General features: G+C 68.0%; 14 protein-coding genes and 1 riboswitch. Of the genes, 4 read left to right on the top strand and 10 right to left on the bottom strand.

Annotated elements, in window-relative coordinates; all coding sequences use genetic code 11:
- Window positions 1-12 precede the first annotated feature (12 nt).
- Genes D3880_RS03075 through D3880_RS23165 form a run of 4 tightly spaced genes read right to left on the bottom strand, consistent with a single transcriptional unit; the run spans window position 13 to window position 1,955 of the window.
- Window positions 13-672 carry a PilW family protein gene (locus D3880_RS03075; protein ID WP_119892059.1) on the bottom strand — a complete coding sequence of 220 codons (660 nt, stop codon included), beginning with the start codon at window positions 670-672 and terminating at the stop codon, window positions 13-15.
- Window positions 669-1,088 carry a type IV pilus modification PilV family protein gene (locus D3880_RS03080; RefSeq protein WP_162934926.1) on the bottom strand — a complete coding sequence of 140 codons (420 nt, stop codon included), beginning with the start codon at window positions 1,086-1,088 and terminating at the stop codon, window positions 669-671. The genes D3880_RS03075 and D3880_RS03080 overlap by 4 nt, the downstream gene beginning before the upstream one ends.
- Window positions 1,066-1,533: a pilus assembly FimT family protein gene (locus tag D3880_RS03085; protein ID WP_119892061.1), complete on the bottom strand. Its 468-nt coding sequence runs from the start codon at window positions 1,531-1,533 to the stop codon at window positions 1,066-1,068. Before D3880_RS03085 ends, D3880_RS03080 begins: the two co-directional genes overlap by 23 nt.
- Complete coding sequence (locus tag D3880_RS23165; protein ID WP_119892062.1) at window positions 1,530-1,955, bottom strand: type IV pilin protein; 426 nt, start codon at window positions 1,953-1,955, stop codon at window positions 1,530-1,532. Before D3880_RS23165 ends, D3880_RS03085 begins: the two co-directional genes overlap by 4 nt.
- A gap of 311 nt (window positions 1,956-2,266) precedes the next feature.
- On the opposite strand from D3880_RS23165, the gene ribA reads away from it, so the two are divergent.
- The 3 genes from ribA to D3880_RS03105 are packed head-to-tail and all read left to right on the top strand — an operon-like array spanning window position 2,267 to window position 4,097.
- Window positions 2,267-2,887, top strand: coding sequence for a GTP cyclohydrolase II (ribA, locus tag D3880_RS03095; protein WP_119892063.1), 621 nt, complete (start codon window positions 2,267-2,269; stop codon window positions 2,885-2,887).
- Window positions 2,884-3,297 carry an MFS transporter gene (locus tag D3880_RS03100; RefSeq protein ID WP_119892064.1) on the top strand — a complete coding sequence of 138 codons (414 nt, stop codon included), beginning with the start codon at window positions 2,884-2,886 and terminating at the stop codon, window positions 3,295-3,297. The genes ribA and D3880_RS03100 overlap by 4 nt, the downstream gene beginning before the upstream one ends.
- Complete coding sequence (locus D3880_RS03105) at window positions 3,297-4,097, top strand: cobalamin-binding protein (protein ID WP_119892065.1); 801 nt, start codon at window positions 3,297-3,299, stop codon at window positions 4,095-4,097. The genes D3880_RS03100 and D3880_RS03105 overlap by 1 nt, the downstream gene beginning before the upstream one ends.
- Before the next feature lie 426 nt (window positions 4,098-4,523).
- Here D3880_RS03105 and D3880_RS03110 read toward each other — a convergent pair whose 3' ends face one another.
- The 4 genes from D3880_RS03110 to D3880_RS03125 all read right to left on the bottom strand — a co-directional run bounded on the left by D3880_RS03110 (window position 4,524) and on the right by D3880_RS03125 (window position 13,355).
- The gene (locus tag D3880_RS03110; protein WP_119892066.1) at window positions 4,524-6,431 is read right to left on the bottom strand and encodes a TonB-dependent receptor domain-containing protein; all 1,908 of its coding nucleotides are present in this window, start codon (window positions 6,429-6,431) and stop codon (window positions 4,524-4,526) included.
- A gap of 104 nt (window positions 6,432-6,535) precedes the next feature.
- Window positions 6,536-6,738, bottom strand: a riboswitch (cobalamin riboswitch).
- 227 nt (window positions 6,739-6,965) lie between these two features.
- Complete coding sequence (dxs, locus tag D3880_RS03115) at window positions 6,966-8,867, bottom strand: 1-deoxy-D-xylulose-5-phosphate synthase (RefSeq protein WP_119892067.1); 1,902 nt, start codon at window positions 8,865-8,867, stop codon at window positions 6,966-6,968.
- Window positions 8,868-9,118: 251 nt separating this feature from the next.
- The gene (locus D3880_RS03120; RefSeq protein ID WP_119892068.1) at window positions 9,119-10,075 is read right to left on the bottom strand and encodes an alpha/beta fold hydrolase; all 957 of its coding nucleotides are present in this window, start codon (window positions 10,073-10,075) and stop codon (window positions 9,119-9,121) included.
- Between the two features lie 13 nt (window positions 10,076-10,088).
- Complete coding sequence (locus D3880_RS03125; RefSeq protein WP_119892069.1) at window positions 10,089-13,355, bottom strand: carboxyl transferase domain-containing protein; 3,267 nt, start codon at window positions 13,353-13,355, stop codon at window positions 10,089-10,091.
- Between the two features lie 201 nt (window positions 13,356-13,556).
- Here D3880_RS03125 and D3880_RS03130 point away from each other — a divergent pair, with 201 nt between their 5' ends.
- A complete protein-coding gene (locus D3880_RS03130) occupies window positions 13,557-14,468 on the top strand; it encodes a phosphatase PAP2 family protein (RefSeq protein WP_119892070.1) in 912 nt (303 codons plus the stop codon).
- A gap of 230 nt (window positions 14,469-14,698) precedes the next feature.
- On the opposite strand, the gene ispA is transcribed toward D3880_RS03130, so the two are convergent.
- Window positions 14,699-15,586 carry a (2E,6E)-farnesyl diphosphate synthase gene (gene ispA, locus D3880_RS03135; protein WP_119892071.1) on the bottom strand — a complete coding sequence of 296 codons (888 nt, stop codon included), beginning with the start codon at window positions 15,584-15,586 and terminating at the stop codon, window positions 14,699-14,701.
- A complete protein-coding gene (locus tag D3880_RS03140; RefSeq protein WP_119892072.1) occupies window positions 15,583-15,825 on the bottom strand; it encodes an exodeoxyribonuclease VII small subunit in 243 nt (80 codons plus the stop codon). The genes ispA and D3880_RS03140 overlap by 4 nt, the downstream gene beginning before the upstream one ends.
- Between the last annotated feature and the right edge of the window lie 485 nt (window positions 15,826-16,310).

Genomic DNA, 16,310 nt, shown 5'->3' on the forward strand with positions numbered 1-16,310 from the left:
GTCCATGGTCCGTTACTCCGCGATGTTCGGCAGGCAGATGCTGTAGCTGAGCGGGGCGATGCCGCCGGCGCCGGCCAGTTGGGCGCTGCTCGGGGCGCTGAGGGTGACCTGCGGGTGGCGGTCCGCGGCGCCGATGCCGAATGGTGCGCAGTTGAGGCTGGCGATGTCGAAGGTCACCAGCGGTTGCGGCGCGGCCTGCTGCGCGGCGGGCACCGCCAGCTTGGCCAGGTCGCTGCGCACCGCCCAGTTCAACCCGCTGAGGCCGGCGCCGGCGCTGCAGCCGCCGGCGACCTGGAGCAGCGACAGCAGGCGCACCGGCTTGCCGCTGTGGGGGTCGCTGGCGCCACGGTCGATCAGGCCGCGGCACTGATAGCCGGCGCCGTCGAGGTAGCGCCAGAGCAGGGCCGGCTGGTTGACGCCGGCGAACGCCAGGGTGGTCTTCAGCAGGTTCGGCGGGCTGGCGCTGTCGATGCCGAAGCCGGCGCTCTGCAGCTCCAGCTGTGCGGTGAGCAGGCCGCTGGTGAGCTGCCCATCCTGGTTGGCATCCTGGGTGGCGACCACGGCGGTCTGCACCAGGTTCTTGTACAGCGCGAGCATCGCCAGGACGCACAGGCTGGAGAGCAGCATGCCGACCATTAGGCTGATCAGGCTGACGCCGCCTTGCCGCTTCACAGGCCACCCCCCACCCGCACTTCGCCGCCCAGGGCTGGGTCGGTGACCGACAGTGACAACGGGCCGTGCAGGCCGGTGAGGGTCTTGCGCGCGCTATCGCTGGTTTTGCCCACCGAAGCGCTGAGGCTGGCGTCGCAGCCGCTGACGCTGACCGGAAGGCTCAGTTGCGGCGGCAGCTTAATGCTCGGCGCCGTGGCGCACAGGTCGAGGCTGCCGCTGCCGTTGCGCTGCAGCAGGTCGCGCAGTTGGGCGACGGCCAAGCTCTGCAGGTTCATGTCCTTGTGGCTGACTGCCACCCGCGAGCTGGTGTAGACCAGGCCGAGGCCGATGACCGCCACCAGCAACATGCCGATCAGCGCCTCGATCAACGCGTCGCCGCGCTGGCGCTGCGGCTCAGTTGAGGCTGATCGTGACATTCTCACTCCCCACGGCGAGGGCGAAGGTCAGGCCCTGGCTGCAGCCGCTGAGACTGGTCGGCGTCGCCTTGGCGTCGAAGGCCAGGCAGCTGAAGTCGGCGCCGCCGCTCTGCACGGCGACCCGCTTGGGCAACTGGGTGGTCCATACCGACGGGCTGCTGCAGCTGGCCGGGCTGTCGGCGGAGGCGGCCTCGTGCAGGCTCAGCCGCTTGTCCTGGCCGAGGCACAGGAGAGCGGCGGGCTTGTCGTCGATGATGCCGAAGCGGTTGCGCAGGGCGTGAGCCTTGGCCCGGGCGATGCCTTGGTTGAGCAGGCCCTCGGCGTCGCGCACCTGGGCGCTGTCCGACCAGGCGCCGGTGAAGGGCACGGCGATCATCAGCAGCACGCCGATCAGGGCGACCGTGATCATCAACTCGATCAGGCTGAAACCGCCATGGCGTTTCATAGCCAGTTGCCGTTGTGGTCCGCGCAATTGCTGATGGTGCGGACGTTGCTGTTGTCCAGGCTGATCTTGCAGCCCTCCAGGCGACCGCCGCTGCCGGTGGCGGTCAGGCTGTAGCCGCTGGCGACCGACGTCACGCTGTACACGAAGCGGGTCTCCGCCGGGTGCCAGCCGGCGAAGGCGGCCTTGCTGGCGGCGGTGTCAGCTGCGGTCACGGCCGGGTAAGCGAGGGTGCGCTGGTAGGCGTTTTCCAGGTTCAGGCTGAGGGCCACCAAGTCGGCCTGGGCCGTCTTGATCCGGCCCTTGTCGATGTAGCCGTGGTAGGCCGGCAGGGCGATGGCGGCGAGGATGCCGATGATGGCGATGGCGATCAGCAGTTCGATCAGGGTGAAACCGTGCCTGTGCCCTGACGGGGTGGTCTGCATGGAGGAACCCTCCGCAAAGCAGCAGTTCGTCAATGCGTTACTTCGGGCGGCTGCTCCGCGTGTGAATATGTGACGTGGTTCACGCTGTTTTGGCAGTCTAGACTGCTTGCGTATTGACTCGGCGCATTTTTCCGGAAATTGGGAGACTTTTTCTGCCTCATCGGCATGAGCGGTCGACTGCGCACGGTTATTGGCGGCGCTCTTCGAGATTTTCGATGGTTATCCCGCACTATTCGGTCTGACTGCTGCGCCGGCGCTGCTGCTACAATGCCGGCCCTTCGATCTTCCAGACTTCTAGACAGGAGCATCCGGTGTCCGTCGTTTTTGTCGCCGCCTCCCAACTGCCTACGCCCTTCGGCGTGTTCACCATGCACGGTTTCCGCGAGGAGGCCACCGGGCGTGAACATGTGGCGTTGACCCTCGGCGATGTGGCCGATGGCGAGCCGGTGCTGGGCCGCCTGCACTCCGAATGCCTGACCGGCGATGCGCTATTCAGCCTGCGCTGCGATTGCGGCTTCCAGCTCGAGGCGGCGCTGCGCGCGATCGCCGCCGAAGGCCGCGGCGTGCTGCTGTACCTGCGCCAGGAAGGCCGCGGCATCGGCCTGCTGAACAAGATCCGCGCCTACGAACTGCAGGACGGCGGCGCCGACACGGTCGAGGCCAACGAGCGCCTGGGCTTCGGTGCCGACCAGCGCGATTACGCCATCTGCCTGCCGATGCTCGATCATCTGGGCATCAAGGCGCTCAAGCTGATGACCAACAACCCGCGCAAGGTCAAAGGCCTGGGCGAGCTGGGCATCCAGGTGGCGCTGCGGGTGCCGCTGCAGATCGCCCACAACCCGCACAACAAGAAGTACCTGGCCACCAAGGCCGGCAAGCTCGGGCACATGCTCGGCAACCAGCATCAGGGCGAGGAAGAGGAAAACGCGTGAACCGCAGCCAGTGGCGCCGGCGCCTGGCGCTGGAATGGTGGCTGCAGCTGGCGCTGACTCTGGCGCCCTGGCTACTGCTCAAGCTGTGGGTCGAGGCCGAGGGTCCCTCGCGCCTGGCCATGCCGCTGTTCATCGCCGGGCTGCTGGCGATGTTTCTCAGCCTGCCGCTGTTCCGCGCCTACAAACATGCCCTGATCGCCACCCAGCAGGCCTTCGACAGCTCGGGCGAAGATGCGGCCTGGAGGCAACTCGGCCAGCGCCGCCGCCGCGCGCTGCTCGGCGCCGGCCTGCCGGCCTGGATCGCCGCCCTCGGCCTGTTCGCCGGTCTCGAGGGCGTGCCGCAACTGCTGCTGCTGTGCTCCAGCCTGGTGCTGCTGGTGCTCTACCGCATTCCCCGCCAGCTGCGCTGATGCCACGCCTGCTCGCCTGCCTGCTGCTGCTCCTGGCCGGACCGCTGCCGGCGGCCGAACGGGTGGTCAGCCTGGCGCCGTCGTTGTCGGAAATCATGCTCGAACTGGATTCCGCCGACCTCCTGGTCGGCGTGCTGGATGGCGGCGAGCGTCCGCCGGCGCTGGCGCGGCTGCCGTCGGTGGGGCGCTACGGCCAGCTCGAACTGGAAACCCTGCTGAGCCTCAAGCCCGACCTGCTTCTGCTGTGGCCCAACAGCGTGCCGCCGGCGCAGCAGGAGCAGCTCAAGCGCTTCGGCATTCCCACCTATGTCGCCGAGCCGCAGCGCCTCGATGAACTGGCCAGCGAGTTCGCCGCGATCGGTCGGCGTATCGGCCGCCCGGCGCAGGGCGAGCAGCTGGCCGCGCGCTTCCGCCAAGGCCTGGCCGAGCTGCGCCAGCGCTACCGGCGCGAGCCGCCGCTGCCGGTGTTCTATCAGGTCTGGCACAAGCCGCTGTACACCGTCGGCGGCGCGCAGATCATCAGTGACGCCCTGCAGGTCTGCGGCGCGCGCAACGTGTTCGCCGACCTCCGCCAGCCGGCGCCGCAGGTCGGCATCGAGGCGGTGCTGGCGCGCGATCCGCAGGTGATCCTCGGCGGCACCCGCGCCGAACTGGGCATCTGGCAAGCCTGGCCGCAACTCAGCGCGGTGCGCCTCAAACAAGTCTGGGAAGTGCCGGACAAGGGCCTGGAACGACCGAGTTTCCAGATGCTGGCGGCGACGGAGAAGCTGTGCCGGGTGCTGGCGAAAGCCAAGTCGTAGAAGCGTCCTCACCCCGGGCCTCTCCCGGCGGGAGAAGCACAGCGTCAAACCCGTGCAGCCGGTAGGATGGCGTTGAGCGCAGCGATACTCATCAAGCCTAGACTCCGCCATGTGCCCATGATGGGTTACGGCGCAACGGCTCGAGTGCCGGCCGATAAGCTTGTGCCAGGCGCCTAACCCATCCTACGGTTGCGAGGCACTTACAGGGCCGGGGTCCAGGTCAGTCCGTAGGGTGGAAAACCGCGAAGCGTTTTCCACCTGTGCGTCGGTGGATGTGAAGAGCGACATCCAGCCTACAAGCCCGACACTGCGTAGCCCGGATGCAATCCGGGAGAACCGGCTCAGCACCGTCCCGGATTGCATCCGGGCTGCGGCCAATAAACCAAGGCCCCGCAGTGCGGGGCCTTGGCGTTTTCGCGGGAGGGTTTACAGGGCCGGAGTCCAGGTCAGCGAGAGCAGGGCGTTGCGCCCCTCCTGGCGATAGCCATGGGTGCTGGCGCTGGTGAAGAACGGGTCGTTCGGCCGGCTGTAATCGACCAGCGCGTACTCCTTGTCCAGCAGGTTGTCGACCTTGGCCTGCCATTCCAGCTCGTCGTTCATCTTCCAGCTGCCGCGCAGGCCGAGCACGCCGTAGCCGCCGATCTCGGTACGGTTGGCGGCATCGTCGAAGCGGCTGGACACCGCCTGCCAGCCCAGGCCGACACCGAAGGCACCGAACTGGCGATCCAGGTCCAGGCTGAGGGTGCGCTTGGCCCGGCGCGGCAGGGTATGGCCGCTGTCGCGGTCGCGTGGGTCGAGGATCCCGGCCGCCAGCGCGGCCTGCCAGCCCAGCACCTCGCGGCTCAGCTCCAGCTCCAGGCCCTGCAGGCGCGCGCGGTTGATGTTCTGCGGCTGGCTGAAGAAGGTCACGGGGTCGCTGACCACGGCGATCAGGTCGTCCACGTCGGTGCGGTAGGCGGCCAGGCTCCAGTGGGTGTCCAGCTGCTCGCCGCGCAGCTGCACCTCGTAGCTCTTCGAGCGTTCCGGGTCGAGGTTGGGGTTGCCGCTGAAGAACTGATCGGCCGGGAAGTACAGGTCGTTGAAGGTCGGCGCGTGGAAGCCTTCGGCGTAGCTGAAGATCAGCTCGCTGCTCTGGCCCAGGTCGAAACTGAGCGCGGCGTTCCAGGTGTTCTCGCTGCCGAACTGCTCGTTGTCGTCGTGACGCAGACCCAGCTCGGTGGCGAAACCGTTGCCCTGGTAGCGGTGCTGGACGTAGGCCGCCTGGTTCCAGCGCTCGGTCTGACTGAATTCGCTGTCGCTGTTCAGGCGGTCCTCGTACCAGTCGGCGCCGAGCAGCAGTTGCTGACTATCGGTCAGCTGCAGGGTGTTCAGCCAGCCCAGCGAGTCGCGGTAGGTGTTGAACTGGAAGTTGTTGAAGACGTTGAAGTCATCGTGGTTGTCGCTCTTGTCCTCGACGTGGCCGAGTTCCAGGCGGCTGGTCCACAGCTCGCTGAACTGGGCGTCGAGATGGCTGGCGACGCTGCTGAGGCTGAAGCGCTCGCTGGGGTTGCCCGGGTCGAAGCTGAAGGCGTCGTCGTATTCGGTTTCGCCGCGCTGATCGATGACGTTGAGGCCGGCCTTGAGGCTGTCGCTGAAGCGATGTTCCAGGCTCAGGTTGACGGCCTTGCGGCGCAGGCCGTCGTGGTCGGCGTCGCGCCCGCGGTTGTCACTGGTGCGGTCGAAGCCTTCGCTCTCGTCGAGGCTGGCACCGAGGTCGAAACGGGTCTGGTGGTCGCCGCCGGAGAGGCCCAGGCTGCGCTCGAACGTCTGCTGGCTGCCGGCGCCCAGGCGCAGACGCGGCTGCAACCCGGCTTCGCCGCGGCGGGTGAAGATCTGGATGACCCCACCGATGGCGTCGGCGCCATACAGGCTGGAGCGCGAGCCACGCAGCACTTCGACCCGCTCGATCTGATCGGGGCCGAGGAACTCCAGGCGCGCCAGGCCGCTGGCGGCGGCGTTGAGGCGCACGCCGTCGACCAGCACCAGGGTCTGGTTGGCGTTGGCGCCGCGCAGGAACACGCTGGTCAGGCCGCCGCGGCCGCCGTTCTGGGCGATCGACACCCCCGGTACGCGCGCCAGCAGTTCCGGCACGCTGCGCGCCTGCAGGCGCTCGATGTCCTTGCGGGTGAACACTGTGGTGGCGGCGGTGGCCTGGGCGCGCGGTTCGACTTCGCGCCCGGAGGTGATCACCAGGGCCGGGGTTTTCAGTGCATCGGGGTTGTCGCCGGGCGCTTCTTCAGCCTGGGTAGTCAACGGCAGGAGGGCGATGGCCAGGGCCAGCGGGGAAAGTTTCATCGGTAATCCTCAAAAGTGGTCAGCAAGCTTTTGAGGAGGGCAGGAACAAGCGCTCGGCGGGGATTAAAGCGGCCAGCGCTTGACGGTGATGCCCTCCGCAACACCTGTCACAACGCACCGAGGCCGGTCTCCGGGCTGCCGACTCACGCGGGTCTCACCTTCCCGGACGCGGAGGTCCAGTGGTCTATCGAGACAGCGTGCCATCCTCGGGATGGCGGTCGGTTTACCGTTGCGGGGGCAGCGCAGGCGTTTCACCTGCTTCCCGTTTAACGCCCATGACTGGGCGACCTCGGTACAGCAAAAACGCCGCGCACCTTAAGCGCGGCGGGGTAAGAGTACAAGCTGGGCCTGCTTTTATCCGCTCGCCATACAGGGGGCGGGCGTCATTTGTCGCTCGTAGGATGGGTTGAGCGTAGCGACACCCATCGAAACCGCGGCATGGTCAGACTCCGCTGATGGGTTACGGCGCCAGCGGCCGAGAGGCGGGCGACGATTCTGCGCCAGACGCCTAACCCATCCTACGGTTTGCCGCGTCTACAACTTCTCCAGCCGCGCGCGCACGCTGCGCTCGATGCCGGCGGCATCCAGGCCGCATTCGGCGAGCATCTGCGCCGGTTTGGCGTGCTCGACGTAGTAGTCCGGTAGGCCCAGTTGCAGCAGCGGCTGGTGCAGGTTCTCGCGGGCGAGGAATTCGCCGACCGCGCTGCCGGCACCGCCCATCACGCTGTTTTCCTCGATGGTCACCAGCAGCTCGTGGCTGGCTGCCAGTTCGCGCACCAGCGCCTCGTCCAGCGGTTTGACGAAGCGCATGTCGACCACGGTCGCATCCAGCGCCGCGCCGACCTTGAGCGCCTCGGCCAGTTGCACGCCGAATACCAAGAGCGCGACTTTCTGCCCCTGGCGGCGGACCACGCCCTTGCCGATCTCCAGCGGCACCAGGGCCTCGTCGATCGGCGCGTTGGGGCCACTGCCGCGCGGGTAGCGCACCGCCGCCGGGCCGTCGAACAGGTAGCCGGTGGTGAGCATGCGGCGCAGTTCGTTCTCGTCGCTGGGGGTCATCACCAGCATGCCGGGGACGCAGCGCAGGTAGGTGAGGTCGAAGCTGCCGGCGTGGGTCGGGCCGTCTTCGCCGACCAGGCCGGCGCGGTCGATGGCGAACAGCACGTCGAGGTTCTGCACTGCGACGTCGTGGATCAGCTGGTCGTAGCCGCGCTGGAGGAAGGTCGAGTAGATCGCCACCACCGGCTTGGCGCCTTCGCAGGCCATGCCGGCGGCGAGGGTCACCGCGTGCTGCTCGGCGATGGCGACGTCGAAGTAGCGCGCCGGGAAGCGTTCGCTGAAGGCCACCAGATCGGAGCCTTCCTTCATCGCCGGGGTGATGCCGAGCAGGCGTTCATCGCTGGCGGCCATGTCGCACAGCCACTGGCCGAACACGGCGGAGTATTTCGGTCCGGAGGCCTGCTTTGGGCTAGAGAGCGGCGCCACCGGGGCGTTGATCGGTTCGAGCTTGGTGATCGCGTGGTAGCCGATCGGGTCGGCCTCGGCCGGGGCGAAACCCTTGCCCTTCTTGGTGATCACGTGGAGGAACTGCGGGCCCTCGAGGTCGCGCATGTTGCGCAGGGTGGCGAGCAGGGTCGGCAGGTCGTGGCCGTCGATCGGGCCGATGTAGTTCCAGCCCAGTTCCTCGAACAGGGTGCCGGGGACCAGCATGCCCTTGGCGTGTTCCTCGGTCTTGCGCGCGATTTCCCAGGCGCCGGGCAGGCGCGACAGCACCTTCTTGCTGCCCTCGCGCATGCTCGCATAGGTGCGGCTGGAGAGGATCTTGGCCAGGTAGGTGGACAGCCCGCCGACGTTCTTGGAGATCGACATGTCGTTGTCGTTGAGTATCACGAGCATGTTGGCCTGCACGTCGGAGGCGTGATTGAGCGCCTCGAAGGCCATGCCGGCGGTCAGCGCGCCGTCGCCGATCACCGCCACGCTCTTGCGCTTGCTGCCTTGCAGCTTGGCGGCGATGGCCATGCCCAGGGCGGCGCTGATGCTGGTGCTGGAGTGGCCGACGCCGAAGGTGTCGTACGCGCTCTCGGAGCGGCGCGGGAAGGCGGCGATGCCGTCCTTCTGGCGCAGGCTCAGCATCTGCTGCCGGCGCCCGGTGAGGATCTTGTGCGGATAGGCCTGATGGCCGACGTCCCAGACCAGGCGGTCGTCGGGGGTGTCGAACACGTAGTGCAGGGCGATGGTCAGCTCGACCACGCCGAGGCCGGCACCGAAGTGCCCGCCGGTCTGGCCGACGGTGTAGAGCAGGTCCTGGCGCAGCTCGTCGGCCAGGGTTTCCAGCTCGGCCTCGCTCAGCCGGCGCAGCTCGTCCGGCGTCGCGGCGCGGTCGAGCAGGGGCGTGGCGGGGCGCTCGCGGGGAATCTCGTGAAACGTCGTGGGCATCAGGCAGATCGTTATAGGTAAAAGATGCGGCAGTTTACCCGATGCGCCGGAAGCTGCCCAATCCGCAAGGTTGGCGCTGAGGGGGAGGCGGCTGCCTGGGGGATATCCGGGCGACTGGACTGGGCGGCGTGCACGGACTGCCCCCTCTCCCGTTTACGGGAGAGGGCTGGGGAGAGGGTAGTTCTGCTCTGCGCCACCCTTTCCCCCCCCGGCCCCTCTCCCACAAGTGCGCGAGGGGCGGGCGCGGCGTCTCAGGCGGCGGGGTAGTGGCGGGCGAGGAAGTCCAGCAGCAGCGCATTCACCTCGGGCGCCCGCTCGTTCTGAATCCAGTGCCCGCAGCCTGGCAGCAGGTGCTGCTCGAGTGCGGGCACCAGCTCGGCCATGCGCTTGAGCGTATGGGTCTCGAGCTTGCCCACCGGGTCGCGGTCGCCGAGCAGGAACAGGGTCGGCTGCAGGACTTTCTGGCCGGCGAGAAACTCGCTGCGCTGCCAGTTGCGGGTGAAGTTGCGGTACCAGTTCAGCGGGCCGCGGAAACCGCGGGCGAGGGCGCGTTGGTAATAAGCGAAGTCATCCTCGCCGCACCAGGCCGGGAAGCCCTGCGGCTCCGGCAGGCCGTCGAGCAGTCCGGCGCCCTCCGGTTTGTCCTGCAGGAACGCCTCGCCCTGGCTGCCGAGCAGGATCAGGCGCAGGCTGCGGGCGATGTCGGCATCCAGCTCAGCCTCGGCCACACCCGGCTCCTGGAAGTAGAGGATGTAGTTGAAGCGGCCTGCATTCACCTCGCGCATGATGTCGATGGCCGGGCGCTTGGGCCGGCCGCCGAAGGGCACCGACAGGGTCGCCAGCGCCTTGACCCGCTGCGGTTCGAGCAGACCAAGATGCCAGGCCACCGGCGCGCCCCAGTCGTGGCCGACCACGCAGGCCTCGGTCTGGCCGAGGGCGTCCATCGCCGCCTGGATATCCGCGCACAGGGTCAGCAGCTCGTAGGCCTGCGGCTCGGCCGGCGCGCTGCTCTGGCCGTAGCCGCGCATCTCCGGGATCAGCACCCGGTAGCCGGCACGGGCCAGCGGCTCGATCTGGCCGCGCCAGGAATGCCAGCACTCGGGAAAGCCGTGCAGCAGCCACACCGGCCGCCCCTGTTCGGGGCCGGCGCTGTAGAGGCTGAGGCTGATGCCGTTGACGGCCAACAGTTGGTGGGTGAGTTCAGGCATGGTCGGGCTCCGCTTACCAGGTATCCACGAACGGCCGCTTCTTGCCCTCGCGCGGCGCCGGCTTCGGTGCCGCGTTGAGGCCGCGCAGCAGCCAAGCGCGGGTGTCCTGCGGGTCGATCACCGCGTCGATCTCGAGGAAGCTGGCCATGTTGATCGCCTTGCCGCTGTCGTAGGCCTTGGCCACCAGCTTGTCGAACAGCGCCTGGCGCGCCTCGGGTGTTGCCTGGGCCGCCAGCTCCTTAGCGAAGCCCAGGCGTACCGCGCCTTCCAGACCCATGGCGCCGAACTCGGCGCTCGGCCAGGCGATGGTGAACAACGGCGAGTGGAAGCTGCCGGCGGCCATGGCCTGGGCGCCGAGGCCGTAGCCCTTGCGCAGCACCACGGTGAAGAACGGCACGCTGAGGCTGGCGGCGGCGACGAACATGCGCGACACATGGCGCACCGTGGCCTGCTTCTCCGCCTCCGGGCCGACCATGAAGCCGGGCGTATCGCACAGCGAAATCATCGGCAGGTCGAAGGCGTCGCACAGCTGCATGAAACGCGCTGCTTTATCTCCGGCCAGCGCGTCGATGGCGCCGCCCAGGTGCGCCGGGTTGTTGGCGATCAGGCCGAACGGCTGACCCTCGATGCGCACCAGCGCGGTGATCAGCCCCGGGGCGAACTGGCGGCGCAGCTCCAGCACGCTGCCGCTGTCGGCGAGCTGCTCGATCACCCGGCGAATGTCGTAGACGCGCAGGCGGTTCTCCGGAATGGCGTGGCGCAGTTCGCGCTGGTCGACGCACTGCCAGTCGCGCAGCGGGCCCTGGAAGTAGGATAGGTACTGCTGGGCGACGCGCACCGCCTCGGCTTCGTCCTCGACGATCACGTCTATCACCCCGTTGGGCCCCTGGACGCCGACCGGGCCGACCTGCTCGGGCGTGTAGCTGCCCAGACCTCCACCTTCGATCATCGCCGGGCCGGCCATGCCGAGGGTGGCGTCCTGGGCGGCGATGATCACGTCGCAGCAACCGAGCAGCGCGGCGTTGCCGGCGAAGCAGCGCCCGGAGACCACGCCGACCAGCGGCACCAGGCCGGACAGCTTGGCCATGCCGACGAAGGTGTGGCAGTCCAGCCCGGCGACGCCGACGAAATCGCTGTCGCCCGGCCGCCCGCCGCCGCCCTCGGCGAACAGCACCAGCGGCGTGCGCCACTGCTCGGCGAGCTGCAGCATGCGGTCGGTCTTCTTGTGATTCATCATCCCCTGGGTGCCGGCGAACACCGTGTAGTCGTAGGCGATCGCCATACAGCGAGCTGCTTGCTGTCCAAACTGCGCGGCATTGACCGTGCCGAGGCCGGCGACCAGGCCGTCGGCCGGGCTCTGCTCGATCAGCTCCTCCAGCGAGCTGCGCCGGCGCCGCGCGGCCAGGGCCAGGGCGCCGTATTCGATAAAGCTGTTCTCATCCAACAAGTCCGCCAGATTCTCTCGAACCGTGCGCTGGCCGCTCTTGCGTCGCCGCGCCACCGCCTGTGGGCGGCGTTCGTCGGTCAGCACGGCGTGGCGCTCCAGCACCTCGGCGAGATCGGCGCGGATCTGCGCGAGGTCGCGGCTCTCTTCATCCTCCTGGCAGGTTCCTTCAACGTCGGCCGGCTCGATAAACAGCAGCGCCTGGCCTTCGTTCAGCGCCTGGCCCGGCTGCGCGGCGAGCACGCGGACGATGCCGCTGGTGCTGGCCTTGACCACGAACTCCATCTTCATCGCCTCCAGCACCGCGACCGGCTGGCCGAGCGCCACCGCGTCGCCCTCGCCGACCTCCAGGGCGACCAGCACCCCGGTGCTCGGCGTGGCCAGCGGCAGGCAGCCGGGCGGCACGTCGAGGATGGCCTGCGCGGTGTCGGCGCTGGCGGCGGCACCGGCGAAATACAGGTGCGGATGGGCCTGTTCCTGCGGCGCCAGCAGCTGCTCCAGCTGGCGTTCGACGAAGCGGGTATCGACCCGGTAGCTCGCCACCTCGGGCAGGCGCAGCAGGTTCTGCAGCAGGTGCAGGTTGCTCGCCACGCCCTCCAGGCGGAACTCGCACAGCGCCCGGTAGGCGCGGCGCAGGGCGCTCGGGTAGTCGGCGGACTGGGCGATCAGCTTGGCCAGCAGCGAGTCGTAGCTGGGGCTGACTGGGTAGCCGGCGTAGCCGTAGCCGTCGACGCGCAGGCCGGGGCCGGACGGCGGCTCGTAGGCGCCGAGGGTGCCGGCGGCCGGGCGAGTGCTGCCGTCGGCGTTCATGCTTTCCAGATTGATGCGCAGCTGCACCGCAAAGCCCTGGGTGGCTGGTGGCTGTGCCAGGCCCAATTCGGCCAGCGACTGGCCGGCGGCCAGGCGCAGTTGCGTATGCAGCAGGTCGACGCCGGTGACCTGCTCGGTGACGGTGTGCTCGACCTGGATGCGCGGGTTGGCCTCCATGAAATAGAAACGCTCGCCCTCAAGCAGGAACTCGAAGGTGCCCAGACCTTGGTAGCCGACTTCGCCGGCCAGGCGCAGGGCGGCGTCGATCAGATGGTCGCGCAGCGCGGGGTCGAGGCCCGGGCTGGGGGCGATTTCCACCAGTTTCTGGTGGCGGCGCTGCAGGCTGCAGTCGCGCTCCCACAGGTGGCTGACCGCGCCGCTGCCGTCGCCGAGCACCTGCACCTCGATATGCCGGGCGTTTTCCACCAGCTGCTCGGCGTACAGCGCGCCGTTGCCGAACGCCGTCTGCGCCTCGGACTGGCAGCGCGTGTAGGCCTCATCCAGTTCGGTATCGCTGTGCACCGCGCGCATGCCGCGGCCGCCGCCGCCGGCCAGGGCCTTGAGCATGAGCGCGCCGTGTGCGGCGAGGAAGGCGCGCGCCTCTTCCAGGCTCGCCGCGCGGTTGATCCCGGCCACCAGCGGCACCCCGCAGCGCTCGGCCAAGTCGCGGGCCCGGGCCTTGTCGCCGAACAGCTCGAGCACCTCAGGCGCCGGACCGATGAAGCGCAGGCCGGCCGCCGCGCAACGGCGGGCGAACTCGGCGTTCTCGGCGAGGAAACCGTAGCCGGGGTGGATCGCGTCGCAGCCTTGCTCGCGGGCGATGGCGATCAGCTGGTCCATGTCCAGATAGGCCGGCACGCCGCGGCCCTTGAGCGCCACGGCTTGGTCGGTCTTGCGAACGTGCAGGGAGGCGGCGTCGTCCTCGGCGTAGACGGCGATGCTGCGGATATCCAGCTCGGCGCAGGCGCGGGCGATGCGGATGGCGATCTCGCCACGGTTGGCGATCAGCAGGGCGGAGAAGGGCATGCGGCAATCCTGACGGGAAGGTTCGAGTTGTGCCCCAGCTTAGGCGCTCACGACGGTGAGCTGAACACTTGCCCACTGCGGCGAATATCGCCACCTCTTGCGCGGTTATCCAAATGAATCATTTTTACCCTTCCGGGTACTGGCGGCGGGGTCGTGCCTGCGGGTTCAATAGTCACTCCATAACAATAAGACGGACTGGTCATGCTCGAATTGCTGCACAACATGGACTGGGTGCTGCCGCTGCGCTCGCCGGCGCTGACCCAGGTGGCCAACGGCTTCACCTGGCTGGGCTACGCCACTTTCATCCTGTTCGCCCTGCCGATCGGCTACTGGGTGTGGAACAAGGGCACATTCTTCCGTTTGCTGGTGCTGATCGCCGTGACTGCCTGGCTGAATGCGCTGCTCAAGGACATCTTCCAGGACCCACGGCCGCCGTTGGAGCTGCGCCTGGACGACCGCGTCGGCGACAGCTACGGCCTGCCCAGCGGCCACGCGCAGATCGCGGTGGTGATGTGGCTGTGGCTGGCCTATGAGGTGCGCCGCGCCTGGTTCTGGGTGGTCTGTGCGCTGATCTGTCTGGGGGTGTGCCTGAGCCGCCTGTATCTCGCCGCCCACGATGTCGAGGACGTGCTGGTCGGCGCCTTGCTCGGCGGCGCCACCCTGCTGCTGTTCGCCCGGGTCAAGGACTGGGCGTTCTGGCGCGAGGCGAATCTGGGCTGGCCGCTGGGTGCGGCGCTGCTGGTGACCGCCGCCAGCCTGGCCCTGTGGCCGGGGCAGGCGCCGGACTATGTGCCGCTGCTGGCCGGCCAACTGGTCGGGGTCAGCCTGGGCCTGCGCCTCGAACAGCGGACACTCGGCTTCGGCATCGCGGTGCCGGCCTGGCGCCGGCTGCTGGCCGGGGTGCTCGGCGCCGTCGGCTTTGTGCTGCTGCAAAAACTGCTCAAGCTGCTCGGCGCCAACCTGGAGCTGCCGCCGCTGTACTGGCAGGGCCTGCGCGGGCTGCTTATGGGCCTGTTCGTCACCCTGCTGATGCCCTGGCTGCTGGTCAAGGCGCGGCTGCTGTCGGCGCGCCAGCGCGAGCCGGTGGCGGTGGCGGACGTGGCAGGGGCGTAGACACCCCCTCTCCCCCGGCCCCTCTCCCACAAGTGGGAGAGGGGCGCAAAGCTGAGCGCCCGCACGTGCCAGTCCCCTCGCCCGTTTACGGGAGAGGGTTAGGGAGAGGGCGGCAGCGTCAGCTCACGCCCCGCCCTACCTGGTCAATGAATGCAGGAAGCGGCATCCATCCGATAGGGCTTGAATAAAAAACGCCGGGCATGCCCGGCGTTTTTTATTGCGGCTGACGACTAGCTGCGCCGTTCGACTATATAGCGCGCCAGCTCGCGCAGCGGCTCGGCGCGCTCGTCGAACGGGCGCAGGGCGTGCAAGGCCTGGTCGCGTAGTTCGAGGGCGTAGGCCTTGGCGACATCGAGGCCGAGCAGCGCCGGGTAGGTCGGCTTGTCGTGCGCTTGGTCCTTGCCCTGGGTCTTGCCCAGGGTGACGGTGTCGCTTTCCACGTCGAGGATGTCGTCCTGCACCTGGAACGCCAGGCCGATGGCCTGCGCGTAGGCGTGCAGGGCCTTGAGGCTGCGCTCGTCGGCGCGGCCGCTGGCCAGGGCGCCGAGGCGCACGCTGGCTTCGATCAGCGCGCCGGTCTTGTGCCGGTGCATGACCTCCAGGGCTTGTTGATCGAGCCGGTGGCCGACCGAGCCGAGGTCGATGGCCTGGCCGCCGACCATGCCGGCCGGGCCGGCGGCGCGACTGAGGGCGACCAGCATGGCCAGGCGGATATCGGCTTCGTGCGGGTTCAGCCGGCGGTCGGCGAGCACCTCGAAGGCCAGGCTCTGCAGACCATCGCCGGCGAGGATCGCGCAGGCCTCGTCGAAGGCCTTGTGGGTGGTCGGCTGGCCGCGGCGCAGGTCGTCGTCATCCATGGCCGGCAGGTCGTCGTGCACCAGTGAATAGGCGTGGATCAGTTCCACCGCACAGGCGGCGCCATCGGCCTGCTCATCATGGCCGCCAAGCGCCTCGCAGGCGGCATAGACCAGCAGCGGACGGATGCGTTTGCCGCCATTCATCACGCTGTAGCGCATGGCCTGGTAGAGGCGGTCGAGCTCATGGCGCGGCGCTTGGAACAGCTGGTCGAGCGCCGCATCGACGCGCTGCTGGCAGCGTTTCTGGTAGCTCGCGGTCATGCCTGGTCGTCCGCCTCGAAGGGCGCCTCGGCCAGTTCGCCATCGCGTTCGAGGAGGATCTGCACCTTCTGCTCGGCCTGCGCCAGCGCGCCCTGGCACTCACGGGTCAGGCGGATGCCCTGCTCGAAGGCGGTCAGTGAGTCTTCCAGCGACAGTTCGCCGCTTTCCAGGCGTTCGACCAGGGTTTGCAGTTCGGTGAGCGACTGCTCGAAATCGGGGGTGGTTTTCTTGCGGGCCATGGCGGCTATCTCGGCGGGACTCAGCGTGCGCGACACTAGCAGAGCCGCGCCCGGCGGGGCAAATCGCGGGCAATAAAAAAGCCGGCTTGTGGTCGGCATTTTTAGATAATTAAGATATTGGTTTATAACTGTATTTTATTTTTCTCATTGTTTGTCCCCCCATTTGTCCCCCCATGTTGATTCTGCGTGACATTATCCCATCTCACTGTTCGAACCCATTCGAGCCCCGAAAGTGTACAGAGCGTTCGAGCTGTCGGATGGAATCCGTCTTCGCCTCCTGCCTGGATAAGTCGAGCGCGTTCTTCCAAAACGGTAGCGACGAGCTGTTCACGACTGGTTGAGCTGTTAAAGCTTGGGCGCTGGTTACGAGTGACCGACTCCAGCCTCGCATTTTGGCGTCAGGCGAGCAAAGCGCTTGAGGACACTGCTCCATAAGCCGAAGCTGCTGGGGGAGTATTCGCCATTGGGCTGCACTACGAAGCGCC

This window comes from Pseudomonas cavernae (assembly GCF_003595175.1).
Classification (GTDB): domain Bacteria; phylum Pseudomonadota; class Gammaproteobacteria; order Pseudomonadales; family Pseudomonadaceae; genus Aquipseudomonas; species Aquipseudomonas cavernae.

Coding starts and splice junctions, on each gene's coding strand:
- D3880_RS03080 (WP_162934926.1), bottom strand. CDS start 1,088: ATGTCACGATCAGCCTCAACTGAGCCGCAGCGCCAGCGCGGCGACGCG.
- D3880_RS03105 (WP_119892065.1), top strand. CDS start 3,297: ATGCCACGCCTGCTCGCCTGCCTGCTGCTGCTCCTGGCCGGACCGCTG.
- D3880_RS03125 (WP_119892069.1), bottom strand. CDS start 13,355: ATGCCCTTCTCCGCCCTGCTGATCGCCAACCGTGGCGAGATCGCCATC.
- D3880_RS03085 (WP_119892061.1), bottom strand. CDS start 1,533: ATGAAACGCCATGGCGGTTTCAGCCTGATCGAGTTGATGATCACGGTC.
- D3880_RS03140 (WP_119892072.1), bottom strand. CDS start 15,825: ATGGCCCGCAAGAAAACCACCCCCGATTTCGAGCAGTCGCTCACCGAA.
- D3880_RS23165 (WP_119892062.1), bottom strand. CDS start 1,955: ATGCAGACCACCCCGTCAGGGCACAGGCACGGTTTCACCCTGATCGAA.
- D3880_RS03120 (WP_119892068.1), bottom strand. CDS start 10,075: ATGCCTGAACTCACCCACCAACTGTTGGCCGTCAACGGCATCAGCCTC.
- D3880_RS03130 (WP_119892070.1), top strand. CDS start 13,557: ATGCTCGAATTGCTGCACAACATGGACTGGGTGCTGCCGCTGCGCTCG.
- D3880_RS03110 (WP_119892066.1), bottom strand. CDS start 6,431: ATGAAACTTTCCCCGCTGGCCCTGGCCATCGCCCTCCTGCCGTTGACT.
- dxs (WP_119892067.1), bottom strand. CDS start 8,867: ATGCCCACGACGTTTCACGAGATTCCCCGCGAGCGCCCCGCCACGCCC.
- ispA (WP_119892071.1), bottom strand. CDS start 15,586: ATGACCGCGAGCTACCAGAAACGCTGCCAGCAGCGCGTCGATGCGGCG.